The sequence below is a fragment of the Parvularcula mediterranea genome, assembly GCF_013085255.1.
Lineage (GTDB): Bacteria > Pseudomonadota > Alphaproteobacteria > Caulobacterales > Parvularculaceae > Parvularcula > Parvularcula mediterranea.
The window spans coordinates 1,311,475-1,331,212 of record NZ_JABFCX010000002.1 but is presented as its reverse complement, the minus strand read 5'-3'; the positions used below and the strand labels follow the sequence as shown (position 1 = coordinate 1,331,212).

21 protein-coding genes and 1 tRNA gene are annotated in these 19,738 nt (G+C 62.8%); 18 read left to right on the top strand and 4 right to left on the bottom strand.

The annotated features are described in order from the left end of the window. Positions 1 to 109 precede the first annotated feature (109 nt). From HK107_RS07095 to HK107_RS07070, 6 genes are all read left to right on the top strand, one after another. A complete protein-coding gene (locus HK107_RS07095; RefSeq protein ID WP_173198031.1) occupies positions 110 to 1,216 on the top strand; it encodes an S-(hydroxymethyl)glutathione dehydrogenase/class III alcohol dehydrogenase in 1,107 nt (368 codons plus the stop codon). Then, positions 1,217 to 1,840 (top strand): hypothetical protein, encoded by a 624-nt coding sequence (locus tag HK107_RS07090; protein WP_173198029.1) that lies wholly within the window; start codon positions 1,217 to 1,219, stop codon positions 1,838 to 1,840. Between the two features lie 843 nt (positions 1,841 to 2,683). Beyond that, positions 2,684 to 3,523: a pirin family protein gene (locus HK107_RS07085; protein WP_173198026.1), complete on the top strand. Its 840-nt coding sequence runs from the start codon at positions 2,684 to 2,686 to the stop codon at positions 3,521 to 3,523. A gap of 66 nt (positions 3,524 to 3,589) precedes the next feature. After that, the gene (fghA, locus tag HK107_RS07080; protein ID WP_173198024.1) at positions 3,590 to 4,423 is read left to right on the top strand and encodes an S-formylglutathione hydrolase; all 834 of its coding nucleotides are present in this window, start codon (positions 3,590 to 3,592) and stop codon (positions 4,421 to 4,423) included. Beyond that, the gene (locus HK107_RS07075) at positions 4,420 to 5,706 is read left to right on the top strand and encodes an NADH:flavin oxidoreductase/NADH oxidase family protein (protein ID WP_173198022.1); all 1,287 of its coding nucleotides are present in this window, start codon (positions 4,420 to 4,422) and stop codon (positions 5,704 to 5,706) included. The genes fghA and HK107_RS07075 overlap by 4 nt, the downstream gene beginning before the upstream one ends. Before the next feature lie 19 nt (positions 5,707 to 5,725). Then, the gene (locus tag HK107_RS07070; protein WP_173198020.1) at positions 5,726 to 7,192 is read left to right on the top strand and encodes an AMP nucleosidase; all 1,467 of its coding nucleotides are present in this window, start codon (positions 5,726 to 5,728) and stop codon (positions 7,190 to 7,192) included. Here HK107_RS07070 and HK107_RS07065 read toward each other — a convergent pair. Then, on the bottom strand, positions 7,189 to 7,752 hold the full coding sequence (locus tag HK107_RS07065) for a MarR family winged helix-turn-helix transcriptional regulator (RefSeq protein ID WP_173198019.1): 564 nt from the start codon (positions 7,750 to 7,752) through the stop codon (positions 7,189 to 7,191). The two genes, HK107_RS07070 and HK107_RS07065, sit on opposite strands and share 4 nt — an antisense overlap. Between HK107_RS07065 and hppD the strand changes: the two genes are divergently transcribed. Genes hppD through HK107_RS07050 form a run of 3 tightly spaced genes read left to right on the top strand, consistent with a single transcriptional unit; the run spans position 7,751 to position 10,414 of the window. Continuing rightward, a complete protein-coding gene (gene hppD / locus HK107_RS07060; RefSeq protein ID WP_173198018.1) occupies positions 7,751 to 8,836 on the top strand; it encodes a 4-hydroxyphenylpyruvate dioxygenase in 1,086 nt (361 codons plus the stop codon). The genes HK107_RS07065 and hppD overlap by 2 nt on opposite strands. Then, positions 8,836 to 9,393, top strand: coding sequence for a VOC family protein (locus HK107_RS07055; protein WP_173198017.1), 558 nt, complete (start codon positions 8,836 to 8,838; stop codon positions 9,391 to 9,393). The genes hppD and HK107_RS07055 overlap by 1 nt, the downstream gene beginning before the upstream one ends. Before the next feature lie 13 nt (positions 9,394 to 9,406). Beyond that, entirely contained in the window at positions 9,407 to 10,414 is a 1,008-nt protein-coding gene (locus tag HK107_RS07050) for a fumarylacetoacetate hydrolase family protein (protein ID WP_173198016.1), read from the top strand. Positions 10,415 to 10,555: 141 nt separating this feature from the next. Here HK107_RS07050 and HK107_RS07045 read toward each other — a convergent pair. Further along, positions 10,556 to 10,630, bottom strand: a tRNA-Gly gene (locus HK107_RS07045). A 92-nt stretch (positions 10,631 to 10,722) separates the two neighbouring features. Continuing rightward, a complete protein-coding gene (locus HK107_RS07040; RefSeq protein ID WP_173198015.1) occupies positions 10,723 to 11,349 on the bottom strand; it encodes a CPBP family intramembrane glutamic endopeptidase in 627 nt (208 codons plus the stop codon). Positions 11,350 to 11,437: 88 nt separating this feature from the next. On the opposite strand from HK107_RS07040, the gene HK107_RS07035 reads away from it, so the two are divergent. From HK107_RS07035 to HK107_RS15835, 6 genes are all read left to right on the top strand, one after another. Next, positions 11,438 to 11,947, top strand: a complete 510-nt coding sequence (locus tag HK107_RS07035) for a MarR family winged helix-turn-helix transcriptional regulator (protein WP_173198014.1) — start codon at positions 11,438 to 11,440, stop codon at positions 11,945 to 11,947. A gap of 81 nt (positions 11,948 to 12,028) precedes the next feature. Then, complete coding sequence (locus HK107_RS07030; protein ID WP_173198012.1) at positions 12,029 to 12,529, top strand: prolyl-tRNA synthetase associated domain-containing protein; 501 nt, start codon at positions 12,029 to 12,031, stop codon at positions 12,527 to 12,529. A gap of 53 nt (positions 12,530 to 12,582) precedes the next feature. After that, entirely contained in the window at positions 12,583 to 13,542 is a 960-nt protein-coding gene (gene trxA / locus HK107_RS07025; RefSeq protein ID WP_173198010.1) for a thioredoxin, read from the top strand. A gap of 50 nt (positions 13,543 to 13,592) precedes the next feature. Beyond that, complete coding sequence (locus HK107_RS07020) at positions 13,593 to 14,258, top strand: LON peptidase substrate-binding domain-containing protein (RefSeq protein WP_173198007.1); 666 nt, start codon at positions 13,593 to 13,595, stop codon at positions 14,256 to 14,258. A gap of 6 nt (positions 14,259 to 14,264) precedes the next feature. Then, positions 14,265 to 14,459 (top strand): Trm112 family protein, encoded by a 195-nt coding sequence (locus tag HK107_RS07015; RefSeq protein ID WP_173198005.1) that lies wholly within the window; start codon positions 14,265 to 14,267, stop codon positions 14,457 to 14,459. Between the two features lie 76 nt (positions 14,460 to 14,535). After that, positions 14,536 to 15,036: an SH3 domain-containing protein gene (locus HK107_RS15835; protein ID WP_173198003.1), complete on the top strand. Its 501-nt coding sequence runs from the start codon at positions 14,536 to 14,538 to the stop codon at positions 15,034 to 15,036. Here HK107_RS15835 and HK107_RS07005 read toward each other — a convergent pair. Further along, positions 15,033 to 15,527 carry a peptide-methionine (S)-S-oxide reductase gene (locus HK107_RS07005; protein WP_173198001.1) on the bottom strand — a complete coding sequence of 165 codons (495 nt, stop codon included), beginning with the start codon at positions 15,525 to 15,527 and terminating at the stop codon, positions 15,033 to 15,035. The two genes, HK107_RS15835 and HK107_RS07005, sit on opposite strands and share 4 nt — an antisense overlap. Positions 15,528 to 15,595: 68 nt before the next feature. Between HK107_RS07005 and HK107_RS07000 the strand changes: the two genes are divergently transcribed. From HK107_RS07000 to HK107_RS06990, 3 genes are all read left to right on the top strand, one after another. Beyond that, the gene (locus HK107_RS07000; RefSeq protein ID WP_173197999.1) at positions 15,596 to 17,074 is read left to right on the top strand and encodes a hypothetical protein; all 1,479 of its coding nucleotides are present in this window, start codon (positions 15,596 to 15,598) and stop codon (positions 17,072 to 17,074) included. A gap of 83 nt (positions 17,075 to 17,157) precedes the next feature. Then, entirely contained in the window at positions 17,158 to 18,729 is a 1,572-nt protein-coding gene (murJ, locus tag HK107_RS06995) for a murein biosynthesis integral membrane protein MurJ (protein WP_173197997.1), read from the top strand. 58 nt (positions 18,730 to 18,787) lie between these two features. Then, entirely contained in the window at positions 18,788 to 19,735 is a 948-nt protein-coding gene (locus HK107_RS06990) for a flagellar motor protein MotA (RefSeq protein ID WP_173197995.1), read from the top strand. Positions 19,736 to 19,738: the final 3 nt, after the last annotated feature.

Sequence of the window (19,738 nt, the reverse complement as noted above, 5' to 3'; positions counted from 1 at the left end):
GCTTCGGACCAGAAGTGAAACAATGTTCGGCAGTCGTCCCGCTGCCGCCTCCGCTGGACCCGGGCGCCCACGCAGGCCACATCACAGCCGAAACAAGAGGAGCCTCGCTATGAAAACCCGCGCAGCCGTCGCCTTCGAAGCCGGAAAGCCGCTGGAGGTGGTCGAGGTCGACCTTGAAGGCCCCAAAGCCGGCGAAGTTCTTGTCGAGATCAAGGCCACCGGCGTCTGTCACACCGACGCCTACACACTCTCAGGGACCGATCCCGAAGGCGCCTTCCCCGCGATCCTCGGCCATGAGGGCGCAGGCATCGTGCAGGAGGTCGGCCCGGGCGTGACAAGCCTCAAGCCCGGCGACCATGTCATTCCTCTTTACACGCCCGAATGCCGTGAGTGCGACTACTGCCTTCATCCGAAGACGAACCTTTGCCAGGCTATTCGGTCGACGCAGGGGGCAGGCGTCATGCCCGACGGCACCTCGCGGTTCAGCTACAAGGGTGAGAAGCTCCTCCATTATATGGGCACCTCGACCTTCTCGAACTACACCGTCCTGCCCGAGATCGCCCTTGCCAAGATCCGCCCCGACGCACCCTTCGACAAGGTTTGTTATATCGGCTGCGGCGTCACCACGGGCGTCGGCGCGGTCATGTTCACCGCCAAGGTCGAACCCAATTCAACGGCCGTCGTCTTCGGCATGGGCGGCATCGGCCTCAACGTGATCCAGGGCCTCAAGCTCGTCGGTGCACGGCAGATCGTCGGCGTGGACCTCAATGAGAGTAAACGCGAAATGGCGGCAGGTTTCGGCATGACCCATTTCGTGAACCCCAAGGATCACAAGGACCTGGTCGGCCACCTCGTCGAGCTCACCGGCGGCGGCGCGGACTATTCCTTCGAATGCATCGGCAATGTCGAAGTCATGCGCCAGGCCATCGAATGCTGCCACAAGGGCTGGGGCGAAAGCGTCATCATCGGCGTCGCCGGCGCTGGCGAAGAAATCTCGACCCGCCCCTTCCAACTCGTCACAGGCCGCGTCTGGCGAGGATCAGCCTTCGGCGGAGCAAGGGGGCGTACGGACGTTCCTAAAATCGTCGACATGTACATGGAAGGGCGCATCGACATCGACAGCCTCATCACCCACAAAATGCCGCTGGAGAAGATCAACGACGCCTTCGACCTGATGCGCGAGGGCAAGAGCATCCGGAGCGTGGTGGAGTTTTAGGTGGACAAAGCAAGCTTTCGTCATGTCCGCCTTAATATCGACGAGGCTGCGAACGAGGAGCAGCTAAGAAAGCAGCTCGGTAGGACAGGGCTCGAAAACGGTCCGCGCACTGGCGAGAATAGGCGCACCTCACAATCGTCGGAAGCCTACTGGATGCGCCGCTGGCTCCTCTCACAGGTCGCAATGGAATCACTCAGATTTCCAGTGACCGTTTTGCACCAAGACGCTCCGGACTTCGAGGTTACCGAGTCTAACTCTGTGTACGGACTAGAATTTACTGAAGCAGCACCCGCCGTAGACGGAAAGCGCCGCGCGGCATCGGAAGTCGACAGGAGACCACGGTTTCTATACCAGGACGTCGGCGACAGTGGCGGAGCTGGAATCACTCAAGGCTCCAAGGATCTCGCTGTTCGGCAGATCCAAGATGCTATTCGACGTAAGGCCCGGAAGGACTACTCCGCGTATACCGACATCGACTTGCTGATCTACCCAAACTCCGACGCAATCATGGCCGCCGGTCTGTTTGGGTGGATCGAAGACTGCAAGACATTCCCATATGATAGATGTGGCTTTCGTAGAGTCTTCCTGTGCTGGAGCGACGAAGAAATACAACTGCTGCAATAGCGGGTCAGTCGACGCACGTAGGGCGGAACGCGACAGCGATCCGCCTTCCCGGAAATCGCGGGAGCGAATATCCGGGACCCATGGACCATCCGTATCAAGAGGAGGGCCGGTCAGTCCATGGATCCCGGGTCAAGCCCGGGAACACGGTAGTTGGAGAAACCACCGCTCCGATATCGTCATCCCGGACTTGATCCGGGACCCATCCCAAAGAAAAACGACCACCTCTCCGCAAAGAGACCACCCCAAGAACCGCGAAATGCGGTTCCGGCGCACATGCGCCGCCCCGCCTTAGCGCCACGCGCGTGAGGTAAAGAATAGCCGGAAACTTATCCCCGCCCCCAACCTTCCGCGTACAACAAAGGCGTCCTCCGAAGAGCGCAAGGGTCGAACCGGTCGTTCCGTGTTTCGCTTCGGGGGCGGTGCCGATGGCGCGTGCGGCTTCACGATCCGTGCCCGTCATTCGAGAGTTTGAAGTGCTTAGCCGCCGGCCTCAAAAGCCCGCGGACATGGCCTCTCGCATAAAGCGCCGCCGGGCGCGGGCTGGCTCGCGCAGTATTACATAGTTTGAGCACGGACCACCCCGCGCCCGGACATCCCTCTCCTTTCGAGAAGCCGGACCCACGGGCCGGACCTTTCCCCTGCCCGTCTTCCCGGAATTCGCGACAGTGAATTTCCGGGACCCATGGACCGATCGGTTCAATCAGGACGCGAGGTCAGTCCATGGATCCCGGATAAGCCTCACGGCTTTCCGGGAAAACGGAGAGGAGCAAAGCAGCTTTCCCCTTCCCCGCCTCGCCCGGCCACCCAAAAGCCCCCATTTTCTCTCCTAAGAAGGAGGCCGCCATGACCGAGACCCGCCGCATCATTTTCGTGAGCCCCGGCATGCCGACATCGGACGGCGCAGGGGTGAAGCTGACCCGGATGCTGGGCACGCAACAGCTGCCTGACCTCGACCCCTTCCTGATGCTCGACCATTTCCGCTCCGGCGATGCGAACGACTACATTGCCGGCTTCCCGGATCATCCCCACAGGGGCTTCGAGACGGTCACCATCATGAAGGAAGGCCGGATGCGCCACCGCGACAGCCGCGGCAATGAAGGCGTCGTCGCCCCTGGCGGCATCCAATGGATGACCACAGGCCGCGGCCTCATCCACTCCGAAATGCCCGAGCAGACCGAGGGCCGGATGTCAGGTTTCCAGCTCTGGGTGAACCTGCCCGCGAGCCACAAGATGATCGAGCCCGACTGGCACGACCATCCCGCCGAAACCGTGCCGAGCGAGACCCTCGAAGGCGCCAAGGTCCGTATCCTCGCAGGCGGGGAAGGTCCCGGCCGCTCAGCAGGCCCTGACGCCGACATCCGCATCCTCGACGTGGAGCTCGAGGCAGGCGCCACCTTCCGCGAAGCCCTCCCCCACGGCCATAACGCCTTCCTCGCCGTCTATGGCGGCAACCTCCAGGGCATCCACGAGACACCCCAGCCAGAAGTGAAGGACCCCGCCATCGCCGTCCTTTCACGAGGAGACGAAGTCGCCCTCAGGGGAGGCCCCGAAGGCGCCCACTTCCTCCTCGTCGCAGGCCAGCCCATAGGCGAACCCATCGCCCGCCACGGCCCCTTCGTCATGAACACGCAAAACGAGCTCCGCGAAGCCTTCAATGACTTCCAGTCAGGCCGCCTCGGCTAGCCCCGCTTGACCCCAATGGCGCACTCCGCAACCTAAGCTTTCGCCTATTGCGGGAGGAGCCGGGCCATGCAGTCAGTCGAAAAGCACCGCAGCCACGGCGGCACGCTCGAGGTTTTCGACCATGAGAGCGCCGTCACCGGCACCACGATGCGCTTCGCGGTCTTCCTCCCCCGCGAGGCCGAGAAAGCCGACGTGCCCTGCCTCTGGTACCTGTCAGGGCTCACCTGCAACTGGTCCAACGTCATGGAAAAAGGCGGCGTCCTGAAAGCCGCTGCCGCCAGAGGCTGCGCCATCATCGCGCCGGACACCTCACCCAGAGGCGAAGGCGTCCCCGACGACGAAGCCTACGACCTCGGCCAAGGCGCAGGCTTCTACCTGACCGCCACCCAAGAGCCCTGGTCCCAGCATTTCCAGATGGACCGCTACATTACCGAAGAGCTGCAAGCCCTCGTGACTGAGAGCTTCCCCATCGCCAAAGACCGCCAAGGCATCTTCGGCCACTCCATGGGCGGTCACGGTGCCATCAGCCTCCACCTCAAGCACCCCGAGCTCTACCGGACCTGCTCAGCCTTCGCTCCCATCACTGCACCTAGCCAGTGCCCCTGGGGTCAGAAGGCGTTCACCGCCTACCTCGGCTCGGACAACGCAAGTTGGGCCCAGTACGACAGCGCCATCCTCGCCCTGAAACAGCCCTCGGAGGCTGAGATCCTCATCGATCAGGGCCTCGATGATCCGTTTCTCTCAGAGCAACTTCTTCACGGTATCTTCGAGGATGCCTGCCAGACTTCAGGACAGGCTTATGCCCTTCGTCGTCAGGCAGGTTATGATCATAGCTACTACTTCATCTCCACTTTCATGGATGACCACCTCCGCCACCACATGGAAGGCCTGACCGCGTGACGACGATTGAAGACCGCTTCCGGCTGCCCTGCGGCGTGAGCCTCAAGAACCGCATCGCCAAGGCTGCGATGACGGAGCATCAGGCCGACGCCGACCTCCTTCCGAACGACCGCCACGTGACGCTTTACAAGCGCTGGGCAGAGGGCGGCGCAGGGCTCCTCATCACCGGCAACGTGATTGTCGACCGCCGTCACCTTGAGCATCCGGGCAACATCGCCATCAGCTCCAAGCCCGGCGATCCGACGCTGAAATGGTTCAGGGCCCTCGCCCAGGCGATGCAGACCGGCGGCTGCCGCGCGATCGCGCAGCTCAGCCATGCCGGCCGCCAGACCCCCAAAGTGGTGAACCCCGCTCCCCTCGCGCCGTCGGGGATCAAGGTCGCCCTCCCCGGTGAGCAGTTCGGCCAGCCCCGCTCCATGACCTCGGCGCAGATCGACGACATGATGGGCCGCTTCGTGCAGGCAGCCCACGTCTGCTCCGAGGCAGGCTTCAACGGCGTCCAGATCCACGCAGCCCACGGCTACCTCCTGTCGAGCTTCATCAGCCCCCTGACCAACAAGCGGTCGGACCGATATGGCGGCAGGCTCGAGAACCGGGCCCGCCCGCTCCTCCATATCTGCGAGCGCATCCGCGCCGAGCTGCCCGAGGATTTCATCCTCTCGGTGAAGCTCAACTCCTCGGACTTCCAAAAAGGCGGTCTGACGACGGAGGAAAGCCTTCAGATCATCGAGTGGCTCGAGGATCGCGGTGTCGACCTCCTCGAGATCTCCGGCGGCAGCTACGAGCAGCCAGCGATGATGGACCTCGAAGGCATGGAGAAGCGCTACGAGGAAGGCAAAGCCGAGAGCACCAAGAAGCGCGAGGCCTACTTCCTTGAGTTTGCCCGCGCGGTGCGTGAGCGCAGCGCCATCCCGCTCATGGTCACAGGCGGCTTCAGGACCGCCGAGGGCATGAACGAGGCCCTCAACACCGACGCTTGCGACGTCATCGGGCTCGCGCGCCCGCTCTGCGTCATGCCCGACGCGCCCCACAAGATCATCGACGGCGAGATCGCCGAGCTTCCCTCCTACGACAAGACGCTGGCGCTTGGCCCCGGGCTCTTTGGCCCCCGCTCGCCCATCAAGTTCCTAAAGGCCCTCAACGGCTTTGCGATCATGGCGTTCTTCTACGAGAACATCGACCGGCTCGCGAACGACCTCGAACCCCAAACGGAAATGGGGCTTTTGGGTGCCTTCTTGAAAGGACAGCGCCGGATGGCCAAGAAGGCGCGAAATCTGAACTGACCGAGAAGAGAGACAAGCCATGAAGAGCGACGCCACGAAACCCCTCAGCATCATCGACGGGATCGTGGTCAAAACGCCTGAAGAGGCTGTCGACAGGCTCATCGCTCTTTACTCGGAACAGATCGGCGTCCTCGAAAAGCGCTTCGAGAACTTCGCCGCGGGCACCCTCGCCGAAGACGATCACCACCACGCGGTCTATCCCGCCCTCACCGTCGAGATCCCGGCGGAGAAGGCGACCATGACGTCGAGCCTCGCCTTGGGGCAGATCTCCTCGCGCCATGATTTCTGCGCGGCGATGACCAACCCTGCGCTGTTCCAGAAATATCTGATCCGTCAGCTGACAAAGATCATCAAACGCTACGAGCCGACGATCCGCGTTGGCCTGTCGAACCGGCCGATCCCGCTTTCCTTCGCGCTCGAAGCCGCTAGCGGCAGGCTCGACCGGGAGCAGCGCGACAGCCTTCAGAACTTCTTCTACACTCCGGACCTCGTCTCTACGAACGACGACATTGTCGATGGCAAGACCATCCTCGACCGCTCAGGCCCCCTACCGCTCTCGCTCTTCACAGCGGAGCGTACGGACTATTCTCTCAACCGGATCAAGCACTACACCGCGACGGCGCCTGAGCATTTCCAGCCCTATATTCTGTTCACGAACTACCAGCGCTATGTCGATGAGTTCATTGAATGGGGCCTTGAGGAAGTGAAGGCTGGCCGGGCCGAGCGCCTCGTCGAGCCCGGCGGCCGGATTACTGAAGCTGATGGGATCCCCAGCTGCGATCCCATCGCCAAGCCGCCGCAGATGCCCGCCTACCACCTCGTACGCGAGGGCCAACGCGGGGTCACCCTCGTCAATATAGGCGTCGGTCCGTCCAACGCCAAGACGATCACGGACCATCTCGCGGTCTTGCGCCCCCATGTCTGGCTGATGATCGGCCATTGCGGCGGCCTTCGCAGGACCCAGCGCCTCGGCGACTATGTCCTTGCCCACGCTTACCTGCGCGACGACCACGTCCTCGACCACGCACTCCCGCCATCGGTTCCCCTGCCCACCATTGCCGAGGTGCAGCTAGCGCTTTCCAAGGCCGTCAGTGACGTCACGGGCATCGAGGGCAAGGAGATGAAGGAACATCTCCGTACAGGGACGGTTGTGACCACCGACGACAGGAATTGGGAGCTGCGCTTCGAAGACCTCGCCGTCCTCCTCAACCAATCCCGGGCCATCGCCATCGATATGGAAAGCGCCACGATCGCCGCGGCAGGTTACCGCTTCCGGGTGCCCTACGGCACGCTCCTCTGCGTCTCGGACAGGCCCCTCCACGGTGAGATCAAGCTACCCGGCATGGCTAACGCCTTCTATCAGGAGCGCGTCGGCCAACACTTGGAGATCGGCATACGGACGTTGGAGCTCCTTCGCTCAGAAGCGGAGAAAGGCACCCTTCATTCAAGGAAGCTGCGCAGCTTCGATGAGCCGCTCCTGCGCTAGGACTGGTAGTCCTCGATCAGCGCATCAAGCCGTGCATTGAGGGCCGCCCCCTCCTCGCCCGGCAGAAGCTGAAGCCCCGAAGCGCCCGACCTGTCGAGCGCTTCAACCAGCCGGCGGTAGACCGCCTCGCCTTCGTCCGTCAGCTGAAGATGCGCACGGCGCCCATCCTCCTGCGAAGCCTCCCGGCGGAGGAGCCCCATATCAATCAGCACCCGCACGGCCCGTGATACAATGGCCTTGTCCATCGGCGTGACGGCAACGACTTCAGAAGAGGTCCGCCCCGGCTCATCGGCCACGGCAGCCAGCACCCGCCACTGGGAAAGATTGAGCCCGCTCGTCTCCGCGACAACGGCAGAAACCTTCCGCGCCACGAGGTCCGCAAGCACGGTGATTTTGTAGACCCAGCTGTCATCGAGGCGGAACACATCGGCCGCTCTCGCGTTCTCTTTTCGATGTGTCTGCGGCGCCATCGGGCCTGCCTCGATTGGTTGCAACTGAAACTGGTTCCGATTACAACGATAAGGCATTTCGATCACCTCGGCAAGAATGGAGCGCCCCATGGCAGACCTCTTCGAGAACCCCGCCGGCCTTGACGGCTTTGAATTCATTGAATTTTCCGCCCCTGAAAAAGGCGTTCTGGAGCCTGTCTTCCAGGCCATGGGCTTCACGCAAGTCGCCAAGCACCGCACCAAGGACGTCCATGTCTGGCGTCAGGGCGACATCAACCTCATCGCCAATTACGAGCCCCGCTCCGCCGCATGGTTCTTCGCCCGAGAGCACGGAGCAGCCGCCTGCGGCATGGGCTTCCGCGTCCGCGACGCCCGCAAGGCCTATGACTACCTGATCGAACAGGGCGCCGAGCCCGTCGAGGTCAAAACCGGCCCGATGGAGCTGCGCCTCCCCGCCATCCGCGGCATTGGCGGCGCCATCATCTACCTCATCGACCGCTATGGCGACGACCTGTCGATCTACGACATCGACTTCGAGTATCTCGAAGGCGTCGAGCGCAATCCGAAGGGCGCAGGGTTCGAGGTCATCGATCACCTCACCCACAACGTCTACACGGGCCGCATGGCCTACTGGGCTGACTATTACGAGAAGCTGTTCAACTTCAAAGAGATCCGCTTCTTCGACATCAAAGGCGAGTACACCGGCCTCACCTCGAAAGCGCTCACCGCACCTGACGGAAAGATCCGTATCCCCCTCAATGAGGAAGGCGAAGGCGGCAAAGGCCAGATCGAAGAATTCCTGCGCGAGTTCAATGGCGAAGGCATCCAGCACATCGCCTTCTCCTGCCAGGACCTGATCGCCTGCTGGGACAACCTCAAAGAGCGCGGCATACCCTTCATGACCGCGCCGCCCGAAACCTATTACGAGATGCTCGAAGGCCGCCTGCCGAACCATGGCGAGCCGGTCGATGAGCTGAAGGCCCGCGGCATCCTCCTCGACGGCACCACAGAAGGCGGAAGCCCACGCCTCCTCCTCCAGATCTTCTCGGAGACCCAGCTCGGCCCGGTCTTCTTCGAGTTCATCCAGCGCAAGGGCGATGACGGCTTTGGCGAAGGCAACTTCAAGGCCCTTTTCGAATCGATCGAGCGAGACCAGATCAACCGCGGTGTGCTGAACGTCAAAGAGAGCGCGTAATGGCTGACACCGGCTTCACCCTCTCCGGTATCCACCACGTCGCCTATCGCTGCCGCGATGCGAAGGAGACGGTGGAGTTCTACACCGACGTGATGGGCATGTCCTTCGACGTGGCGTTTGCGGAGGATCATGTGCCCTCCACCGGCGCTTATGATCCGTACATGCACGTTTTCCTCGACGCAGGGAACGGCAACATCCTCGCCTTCTTCGAGCTTCCCCAGCAGAAGGACATGGACCGCGACCGCAACACTCCTGAGTGGGTGCAGCATATCGCCTTCCGTGTGCCGACGATGGACGATCTCCTGAAAGCGAAAGAGCGCGCGGTTTCCCGCGGGCTCGATGTGCTCGGGCCCACGAACCACGGCGTCTTCAAGTCGATCTATTTCTTCGACCCCAATGGCCACCGCGTCGAGCTGGCCTGCGATACGGGTACGGAAGAACAGATGACGGAGCTCCGCCGCGTCGCCCCAGACATGCTCGAAGAGTGGTCGCAGACCAAGCGCGCCCCACGTCATGCCGCGTGGCTCCATGAAGCCGCCCGTGACGAACACGACTGATAAGGACTGAAGAATGAAACTTGCCAGCCTGAAGAAGGGCCGCGACGGCCAGCTCGTCGTGGTCTCGAAAGACCTGAGCCGCTACGCCGACGCCAGCGCCATCGCACCGACCCTGCAGGCAGCGCTGGACGACTGGTCCGCCATCTCCCCGCGCCTTGAGGAGCTTTCCCGCAAACTCGAGAGCGGCGATGTCGGCTCCTCCCCGTTCAAGCAGGAAGAGTGTGCTTCGCCCCTCCCCCGCGCTTATCAGTGGGCGGATGGTTCGGCATACGTCAATCACGTAGAGCTCGTCCGCAAGGCGCGTAACGCCGAGATGCCTGAGAGCTTCTGGGAAGATCCGCTGATGTACCAAGGCGGCTCGGACAGCTTCCTTGGCCCTCGTGAACCCATTCGTATGCCGACGGACCAGGGCTGGGGCATCGACATGGAAGGCGAGATCGCCATCGTGCTCGATGACACGCCGATGGGGATCAGCGCGGAGGACGCCCTGTCCAAGGTTCGCCTCATCATGCTGGTGAATGATGTCAGCCTTCGCGGCCTCATTCCCGGTGAGCTGGCCAAGGGCTTTGGCTTCTTCCAATCGAAACCATCGAGCGCCTTTACTCCGTGTGCGGTGACACCTGACGAGCTCGGCGACGCCTGGAAGGACGGCAAGCTGAACCTGCCGCTCCATGTCGACTATAATGGCGAGGCTTTCGGCCGGGCTCATGCCGGCACCGACATGACCTTCCACTTCGGACAGCTCATCGCCCACGCGGCCAAGTCGCGGCCCCTCAGTGCAGGGACGATCATCGGCTCGGGCACCGTGTCCAACAAGCTCGACGGTGGCCCCGGCAAGCATGTCAGCAATGGCGGCGTTGGCTATTCGTGTATCGCCGAGGTTCGCATGATCGAGACGATCGAGAACGGCAAACCCTCAACCCCCTTCATGTCCTTCGGCGACCGCGTCGCCATCGAAATGCAGAACGAAGACGGTCAATCGATCTTCGGACGCATCGATCAGGTGGTCGAGAAGGCGTAAGTCTTCTGCCTACTGATCACGAGACTGACCCCCGCCTCCCGGCGCGGGGGTTTTTTTGTGCCCGCGTCCGTCAGCGCCGGTAAGATACGAAAAAGGCCAGCGCCGGGCTGGCCTGTCGGTCGTCCCCTTAAGGGAGGAAAATGGAGCGGGCGATGCGATTCGAACGCACGACCCTCACCTTGGCAAGGTGATGCTCTACCCCTGAGCTACGCCCGCTCAATGCCGATCCGGGTGCCGATCGGCGGCGAAGCCCGCATAAAGCAAATGGGAGCGGGCGGCGCAAGCGGTTTTTCTCGGAAAAATCGCAATCACAGACCGAATGCGAGAAGCGGATAAGCCATCGCATTTCCAAGCGCGTGGATCAGCCATCCGGGGAAGATCGAGCCATTGCCGAGACGCTCATTCGCAAAGGCCATCATGAACCCTGCAAACCCGGGAATGAGGAGAAACGCAGGCACGGTGAGCATGTTGGGCTCCGGCCCGCCCGGCACCACGAAGATGAGAAGGTGGATCGCGCCAAAGAGACATGCGTGGATGAGATTGCCAGCCCAGAACCCTGCCGCCCCGATCAGCCGCTTGGCGATGAGCCCGCGAAAGAAAATCTCCTCGGCCAGAGCCGTCTTGATCCCTGCCACGAGGAGGATGACGAGCAGGATCTCGCCGCTCCACCCCTCCTGCCTGATCTGCCCGGCGACCGTGTTGTCGGCACTCGCGGCCTGGCTGAGCTCAGGGACAAGGAACATGATGCCGCTGACCGCCTTGATGAGGACGAAGAGCCCCAGCGCCCAGAGCATGCTGCGCCCCGTCGGTGCGATGAGGCCGATCCAGCGGAAGTACCCGGCCTTCTTCCTGCCGAAAATTGCCCAGACGATGAGGGCAATGACAAGGACGATGCCAAGCTGGACGGCTGTGTTGATGGCTTCCTGAGCGAGCATGGCCCCTCCATGTTATCTCGATGTCGAGATATATATCTTGATACAAAGATAATGACCAGCCACGGCGAGCAGCCCTATGCGGGATGAGATGGCGGACGAAGCAGACAGTCAGGACTTGGTGGACGAGGTGGTGGAGAGCTTCTCCCGCGCCCGGCCTGACATCGATCCTGATACCCTGCGGACCCTGTGCCGGATCATCGTGGCGGGCAGGCTGCTCGAAGACAGGGCCGCGGCGCTCCTCAAGCCATCGGGCATGATCTACACCGACTTCGATATCCTCGGGATGCTGAGGCGCACAGGCCCGCCCCATGAGCTGACGCCCAATGACCTCATCCGCATGGTGATGATCTCCTCGGGTGCCGTGACGGCAGCGCTCGGCCGCCTCGAAAAGCAGGGCTATGTCGCCCGGCGGGTGAGCGATGAGGACAGGCGGGTGCGCATCGTCTCCCTCACCGATGAGGGGAAGCGGGTCATCGACGAAGCCTTCACGGTCAGGATGGATGACGCAGCGGAAGCCTTCTCGGGGTTCTCCGAGGACGACCATAAAGCCATCGACCGGCTCCTGCGCGATGTGGCCTCAAGGCTTGGTCAGAGTTGAGTTCGCGATGCCAGCGAATCTCCGCAACCATGTTCCTCAGGTGAGTTGAAGACGGCCAGAGAGGGCCTCAAACCGGACGCTATGGACCCGGAACGGCGATTGTTTGCCCGCTTTGAGGAGATGGGCATCGCATCGGAGACGGTGGAGCATGACGCGACCGCCACCGTCGCTGAGAGCGCGCACCTTGCCGAGACCATGCCTGGCAGCCGGTCGAAGAGCCTGCTCCTCGAAGACAAAGACGGCACCCTCACCCTCGTCACGGCCGTTGGCAGGACAAAGGTCGACCTCAAGAAGGTTGGTGAGGCCGTCGGCGCTCGAGGGCGTCTCAGCTTTGCCAAGCCTGAGGTCATGGAGGAGGTGCTGGGCGTCGCCCCGGGGCACCTGACGCCGTTTGCGCTGATCAACGACCGTAGCCTCAGGATCGAGACCTTCGTCATCGACGAGGCGCTCTTCGAAGCTGACCCGATCTGGGCCCATCCCTTGCGCAACACGGCTTCCACGGGCGTGACCGGCGAGGACCTGAAACGGTTTGCCGAGCTTCATGCCAAGGCGTTCATCGTCATCGGCCTTGCCCAAGGCTGACAGAGCGGCCATCTCCCGCCCGACAACGCATTCTAACGATTGAGACGACAGACATGTCCGACACCCCGATCCTCGGCGGCAATGCCGAACCGCCCGCAGCCGACCTCGTGAAAGACGCCACCATCGAGACCTTCCAAGCCGACGTCATGGACGCCTCGATGGAAGTGCCGGTGGTCGTCGATTTCTGGGCGAGCTGGTGCGGGCCCTGCAAAACCCTTGGCCCGATCCTCGAAAAGGCGGTTCAGGCCCGGGGCGGCAAGGTCAAAATGGTGAAGGTCGACACAGACAAGAACCAGATGCTGGCCCAGCAGCTGCGGATCCAGTCGCTCCCCACGGTCATGGCTTTCGTGCAGGGCCAGCCGGTCGACGGCTTCATGGGCGCGGTCCCTGAGAGCGAAGTGAACACGTTCCTCGACCGCATCGTGGCTGGCGCTGAGCAGATGGGCCTCAAGGGCGGCGGCGCTCCTGGCGCGCCAGACCCCGCCGAGCTGATCGCGGCGGCGGAGCAGGCGCTTGCCAACCAGGACCTGCAAAGCGCCATCGTCGCTTATTCGCAGGTGCTCGACACCGCCGAGGACAATGCCGATGTCCGGGTCGAAGCCATGGCGGGTATCGCAAGGGTGCAGGCGATGGCAGGCGACGTCGAAGCCGCCCGCGCCACATTGTCGCAACTCCCCATGGGCTTCGAGAACCACCCCGCGGTTGCGCAGATCACCGCGCAGCTTGATCTCGCCAAGCAGGATGCTCCCTCGGGCGAACTGGCAGGCCTCCAGCAGGCGCATGCCGCAAACCCGGCCGATCAGGACGCTGCCTTCGCTTATGCAGAGGGCCAGATCGGCGCAGGCCAGATGACCGAAGCCATGGACACACTTCTCGGCATGATCGAGCGGGACCGTGAGTGGAACGAGGGTGCGGCCAAGGAGAAACTCCTGACGGTGTTCGAAGCCCTCGGCGCGGGGCACCCGGACGTGAAGCGCGGACGCCGCCGCTTGTCTTCTGTGCTTTTCAGCTAACTTCTCTTGGGCGGGGGTTATCCCATCCCCGCCTATCGGGAAGCAGCTTCATGCCCCATGACGAAAAGCGGCGCGTGCTGCCGGGGGAGATTCCGATCTTCCCCTTGCGCAGCGCGATGCTCCTGCCGAGGGCCCAGCTTCCTCTCAATATCTTCGAACCGCGCTACCTCGCCATGACCGAGCATGCCCTCTGCACGGGCAGGCATATCGGCATGGTCCGCCCGCGCCACGAGGATGACGTCAACCCGACGCTCTATGATGTTGGCTGCGCTGGCCGGATCACCTCCTTCATGGAGACGGGCGACGGGCGGTTCCTTCTGACCCTGACAGGGGTCTCACGGTTCAGGCTGACCGGGGACACCCTCCATGATCAGGGCTTCCGCGTCGGCGCAGTGGACTGGTCGAGTTTCACCCTCGACCGCTATGAGGAGCCTGAAGAGAACCCGCACCTGCGCGAGCGGGTGATCGAGCTCCTGATGCGCTATCTCGAGGAAGTGGGCCTCAGGGCTGACTGGGACTCGATCGAAGGTGCTTCGGCGGAGACGATCATCAATTCGGTCTCCATGTCCTGCCCGTTCGAGCCCGATGAGAAGCAGGCCATCGTCGAGGCTCATTCCATTGAAGCCCGCGGCGAGACGCTGATCGCGCTCATGGAAATGTCGATCGCGCAGAAGCGTCAGGATATGGATGACGAGGGCGGCGACCGTCTGCAATAAGGCCCCATGACCGATACCGAAGCGCGCAAGCCGGACCCCAAGGTCCTCGAACTTCTCGTCTGCCCCGTGACCAGGAGCACCCTCCGCTACGATGCCGAGGCGCAGGAGCTCGTCTCCGACGCAGCCGGGCTCGCCTACCCGATCAGGCAGGGCATCCCGATCATGCTCGAGGGCGAAGCGCGAAAGCTCTCCGACGACTGATCGTCCGTTAACTCCGCATTTACCATCCTTCCCCCAAGGCTAACGCGTTCACGTTCAGTCTTCGGAGGGGCAAGCTGTGCGCGGGGTTCCCAAGCGCCTTGGTCTGGCGCTTCTCATTCTCGGTCTTCTTTCGGTCGTCACCTCGGTCTTCGAGGATGCGCAGGCGCAGGAGCGCGAGAGCTATTCGGGCCTTCCCGTCCCCCGCTTCGTTGCCCTCAAGAATGACAAGGTCTTCGGCCGTGCCGGGCCGAACCTCGACGTCGTGGTGATCTACCAGAAGCGCGGCCTGCCGGTGAAAGTCATCGCCGAGGATCCGGACAATGACTGGCGCCGGGTCGAGGACCATACGGGCCGCCGCGTCTGGATCAACAAGGTGATGCTGGTCGAGAACAAGCACGCCGTGACCCTCTCCCCCGGGATCCTCTTCGCCGAGCCCACCGAAGATGCCCTGCCCCGTGCAAGGGTCGAAGAAGGCGTCATGGCAAAGCTCGAGACCTGCCGCGGTGAGTGGTGCCGTATACGGACAAAAAGCTATCGGGGCTGGACGGAGAAGTCCAAGCTCTGGGGCACGCTCTAGGCCTCTTCTGAGAATTCTGAGAATTCGCGGCGCAGAAGCGCAAGCTTCGGGTCGATATACGTCTTGCAGAACGGTGCCTCGGGCCGGGTCTTCTGATAGTTGAGGAACCGCGCGTCGTTGAGGATGAAACGCCGAAGCGGCAGGACCTCCGTCACGACAGGTCCCTCTCTTTCCTCAGCAAGCTGATGGATCACCTCGCGGCAGCGCTCGCCCGTGTCCTCGTCCATCACATAGACAGCGCTGCGGTACTTGCCGCGCATCTTGTGCTGCGAGCCTGAGGAATGGGTGCGCAGGTGGATGTCGAGGAGGACCGAAAGCGGCATAATGCCCTCATCGAGCTGCAGCCAGACGGCCTCTGAAGCCGTGTCATGGGGCGGTGCGCTTTCGATGAAGCCCTGCTCGACGCCTGACACTCCGCGAAGGCTCTGGAACACCGCTTCGGTGCACCAATGACAGCCGCCGCCAAGGCCGAGGGTGAGGAGATCCGCCATCGCTTCGATGTAGGGATAAGGAAGCCCCCTGCCATAGGCGGCTTGTGACCGGCATAGGGTTCACTACGTTGGACGCCATGAGAACCTCGATCTTCGCCGCCTGCGTCCTCGCTTCCGCCTGTGCCACGGCGCCCGTACCCGAGAGCGCGCCCTTGGTGCCAGCGGATGTCTCCGCGACCCTCACGCGGGAGGACAGCGGCTCCTACACCCTCACCTACCGCTTCCGTGAGCCCCAGACCGCGCTTGTCTTCGGCCAGGCGCCCCTCACCTACCGGGCTGGCGAATGGACGTCGCTGACCGAGGGCGCAGAGGTCGAGGCCATTGGCCAGATGGATGCGCTGATCTTCGAAGAACCTGCCACCGAAGCTTCGTTCCGCTTTGCGCCGTCATCCGAGAACCTGCCCAAAGCCTATACCGCTTTCATTCCGTACACCACTGGTGACCATGGCGTCCTGACGGGCCAGTTCCGCCTGATGCCAGCTGAGAGCCGCGAAGCCATCGAAGCGTTCAATCAGACCGCGAATGAATGGGGCAAGCCCGATCTCGATCTCGACCTGACGATCAAATCGGAGAGCCCGATCTGGCTGCGCGGGAAGCGGTATGATGGCGAGGTGACCCTCACGCCTGAGGGCGACGACACCTACGCCTTTGTCGGAGAGCTCCAGCCCGTCGAAGGGGAAAGCTTCGTCGGCTTTGTTGATCCCGGCCTGCCCTCATGGGTGGCCGATGGCTTCGATGCCAACCTTGTACGGATCTTCAGTGAGCTCACCGATGGCTGGGGCAAGGACCTGCCGCGCAAGTCCACGGTTATTTTCGGCTTTCACGGGCTTGAGGGCGAGGGCCTCAACCTCACAGGCGGTGCGCTCGATGGCGGTGTCCTCGCGCTTGAGGCTGGAGGCGAAGCGCTGACGGATCGGGAGCCGGGCATCCTCACCTACCTCCAATGGTTCTTTGCCCATGAGGCGGCGCATCTCTACCAGAAGATGGACAACGGTAATCCTGCCGACCAGCTCCACGCCTGGATCCACGAAGGCAGCGCCAACACCATGGCCCACGACGTGGCGGCGAGCTTCTCTGAAGACCCGAACGGCTTCCTCATGGAGGTCTATTCGTCAGCTTACAGAGATTGCGTCGCGGGGCTGGAGAAAGGGCCACTGACCGAAGCGGTCGGCCGGGGTGACTTCGGCGCGTTCTATGCCTGCGGGGACTTCATGGGCCTGATCACGGATGCCGGGCTGCCGGACCACTCGCTCTATGACTTCTGGAACCGGTTCAAGAAAGTCGCATCCGAGCGGGGCGACGAAGGGCTGACTCATGAGGCCTATTTCGAGACCTTCGCAGGGCTCGGCGCTTCTGAGGCAGCGATGAAGGACATTCGGACCCTTGCGCTGGAACCTGTCGAGAACCCCTCGGCGTTTCTCAAGGCCGCGCTCGAACGCTCCGGCCTCGGCGTGACCCTGAGCGAGGACGGGACGCCCCTTGCTTTCCGCTTACGAGCCGATGGCGACCGCAAGGCTCTTATGCGCCGTGCAACGATTTCGGGCTAAGCTCTCCCGGCATGCTTGTTGACCTTGGTCGGCAGGACTAGGGTTGAGCACTTGCGCGTCGGGGCGACTTCTTGCCGAAGCTTTTGAAATCTCTGGCCACCGTGTCGGGCCTTACGCTGCTGAGCCGCCTCTTCGGCTTTGTCAGGCAGCTGATCCTCGCGGGCGTCATCGGCGCCTCGGGGAATCCGGTGGCTGACGCTTTCATGGCGGCGTTCAGGCTCCCCAACATGTTCCGCCGCCTCCTGGCCGAAGGCGCGTTCCAGGCAGCGTTTGTCCCGCTCTTCCAGGGCAAGGAAGCTGAAGGCGGCATCGAAGAGGCGCGCCGGTTCGCCGAGGACATCCTTGCCTGGATGGTGGTGATCCTCACGGCGCTCTCGGCGGCGGTGATGATCTTCACGCCGTTCGCAATCTCCATCCTGACCTCAGGGTTCAGGGACGATCCCGAGCGGTTTGACCTCGCGGTGCTCTATGCGCGGATCATGTTCCCCTACCTCGCCTGCATGTCGGTGGTGGGGATTTATGGCGGCATGCTCAATGCCCTTGGCAGGTTCGCCGTGGCAGCAGCGGCGCCCCTTCTCCTCAATGTCGGGATGATCGCCGCGCTCCTCGCGACTGCGCGCGCGGATATCGAGGTGACGGGCCTCTGGCTGTCGATCGGCGTGATGGCTTCGGGCGTGGCCCAGCTTCTGGCGCTTCTTTGGGGAGCCTTGCGTTCAAGGCTCCTCCTGAGGCTCAGGCTGCCGCGCTTCACCAAGTCGGCGCGCAGGATGTTGGCGCTCGGTACGCCCGGTTTCATCGCCGCCTCCGCGCTGCAGGTGAACGCCATCGTCGGCACCAACATCGCCAGCCAGCAGAACGGCGCAGTCTCGTGGCTCGCCTATGCCGACCAGCTTTACCAGCTGCCCCTCGGCATGATCGGCATCGCCCTCGGTGTCGTCCTGATGCCTGCGATCGGCCGGGCGCTGAAGTCCGGTGACGAGCAGCGGGCAGCGCATACGCTGGAGCAGGGCTTCCTGACCGCGCTCTTCTTCGCCCTTCCCGCAGCGGCGGGCCTCACGATCCTCGGCACCTTCATCGCCGAAGCGCTGTTCCAGGACATGGCCGGCATGGCGACAAGGATGATCGGCGCAGGCGGTTCGGCCTTCAACGACACGGACGTCGAGATGGTGGGCAAGGCGCTCTTCATCTTCGGCTTCGGCGTCCCCGCCTTCGTCCTTCAGAAGGTCTTCTCGGCAGCGTTCTTCGCGAGGGAGGACACAGGCACGCCGATGCGCTTTGCCCTTGTCGCCATCGCGACCAATGCGATCCTGTCGATCACGCTCTTCCCGTTCATCGAATTCCTCGCCGTGCCTGTGGGCACTATCGCTGCCGGATGGCTGGAGGTCTCGCTCCTCGTCATCACGTTGCGGCGGCGGGGCATCATCCATTTCAGGCACCTCTTCACGAGGCTCCTCGCCATGCTGGTCTCGACCGCGGGGCTCTCTGCCGCCCTGCTCTACGCGCTGGTCTACAGACCGGAGCTTCAGGACATATGCGCGGGGCAGAGCTGGATCATGCTCTTCATACTCGCAGGGCTCGGCGCTGTCCTCTACGGCATCCTATCGCTTCTCCTTGGAGCGATCAGGATTTCCGATTTGAGGCCCAAGGCGGGTTAACACTTTTCTCTTCACGCCTTTGCGGTAAGATGGACCCTTCGGTTAGGGGTAGAACCACATGGCGCGTTCGCTTGATCGCTCGGTCCGTTTCACGGGCTCCAGCGGAGCAGTCCTCAATATGCTCATCGTCCTCGGTCTTGTCGGGGCGATAGGCTGGTATCTCTCACCCTACAGCCCGCAGCCAAATGAGCTTCTGGTTCAAGCCTTTATGGCGAACCCGTATCTCAACGGGCTGATCCTTTTCGTTCTCTTCGTCGGGATCATGTACAATCTGCGGCAGGCCATGATGGTCAGCCCGGCGGTGAGCTGGATCAACAGCTTCCGTAACTCCGTCGACCCATCCCGCACCCGCCTGCCCCGCGCGCCGATGCTCATCACGGCTGTGTCGCGGATGCTGCTCGATGCGGATGAGCGCGGCGGTCGCCTGTCCCAGGCTTCGACCCGCGCGATCCTCGACTCGGTCGGCCTCAGGATCGACGAAGGCCGCGAGATCGGCCGCTACGCTACGAACCTCCTCGTGTTCCTCGGCCTGCTTGGCACCTTCTGGGGCCTCCTCCAGACCGTGAATGGCGTCTCCGACGTTATCGGCAGCCTCGCAGGCACCACGGGCGGCAGCTCGTCGGATGCGGTGGGAAGCCTGATCACCAACCTCAATGAGCCTCTGTCGGGCATGGGCACGGCGTTCAGCTCGTCGCTCTTCGGCCTCGGCGGATCGCTGGTCCTCGGCCTCCTCGATATCCAGGCAGGCCAGGCGCAGAACCGCTTCTATTCGGACCTCGAAGACTGGCTGTCGGGCATCACCGACACGACCACCTCGTCGCGCAAGGATGGCGGCAAGGCGTCCCGCGACTACTCCGCGGCGGAGCTCGAAGACACGCTCGTCCGCCTCGAACAGGCCATCACCCAGCTCGCCAACGCCCAGCACGAAGGTGCCGGCGCCGTGCAGCAGGAAATCCGCCAGCTCGGCCGCACCCTCCTCGAGGGCAAAGCTCCGAAGGGCCGCTAAGCC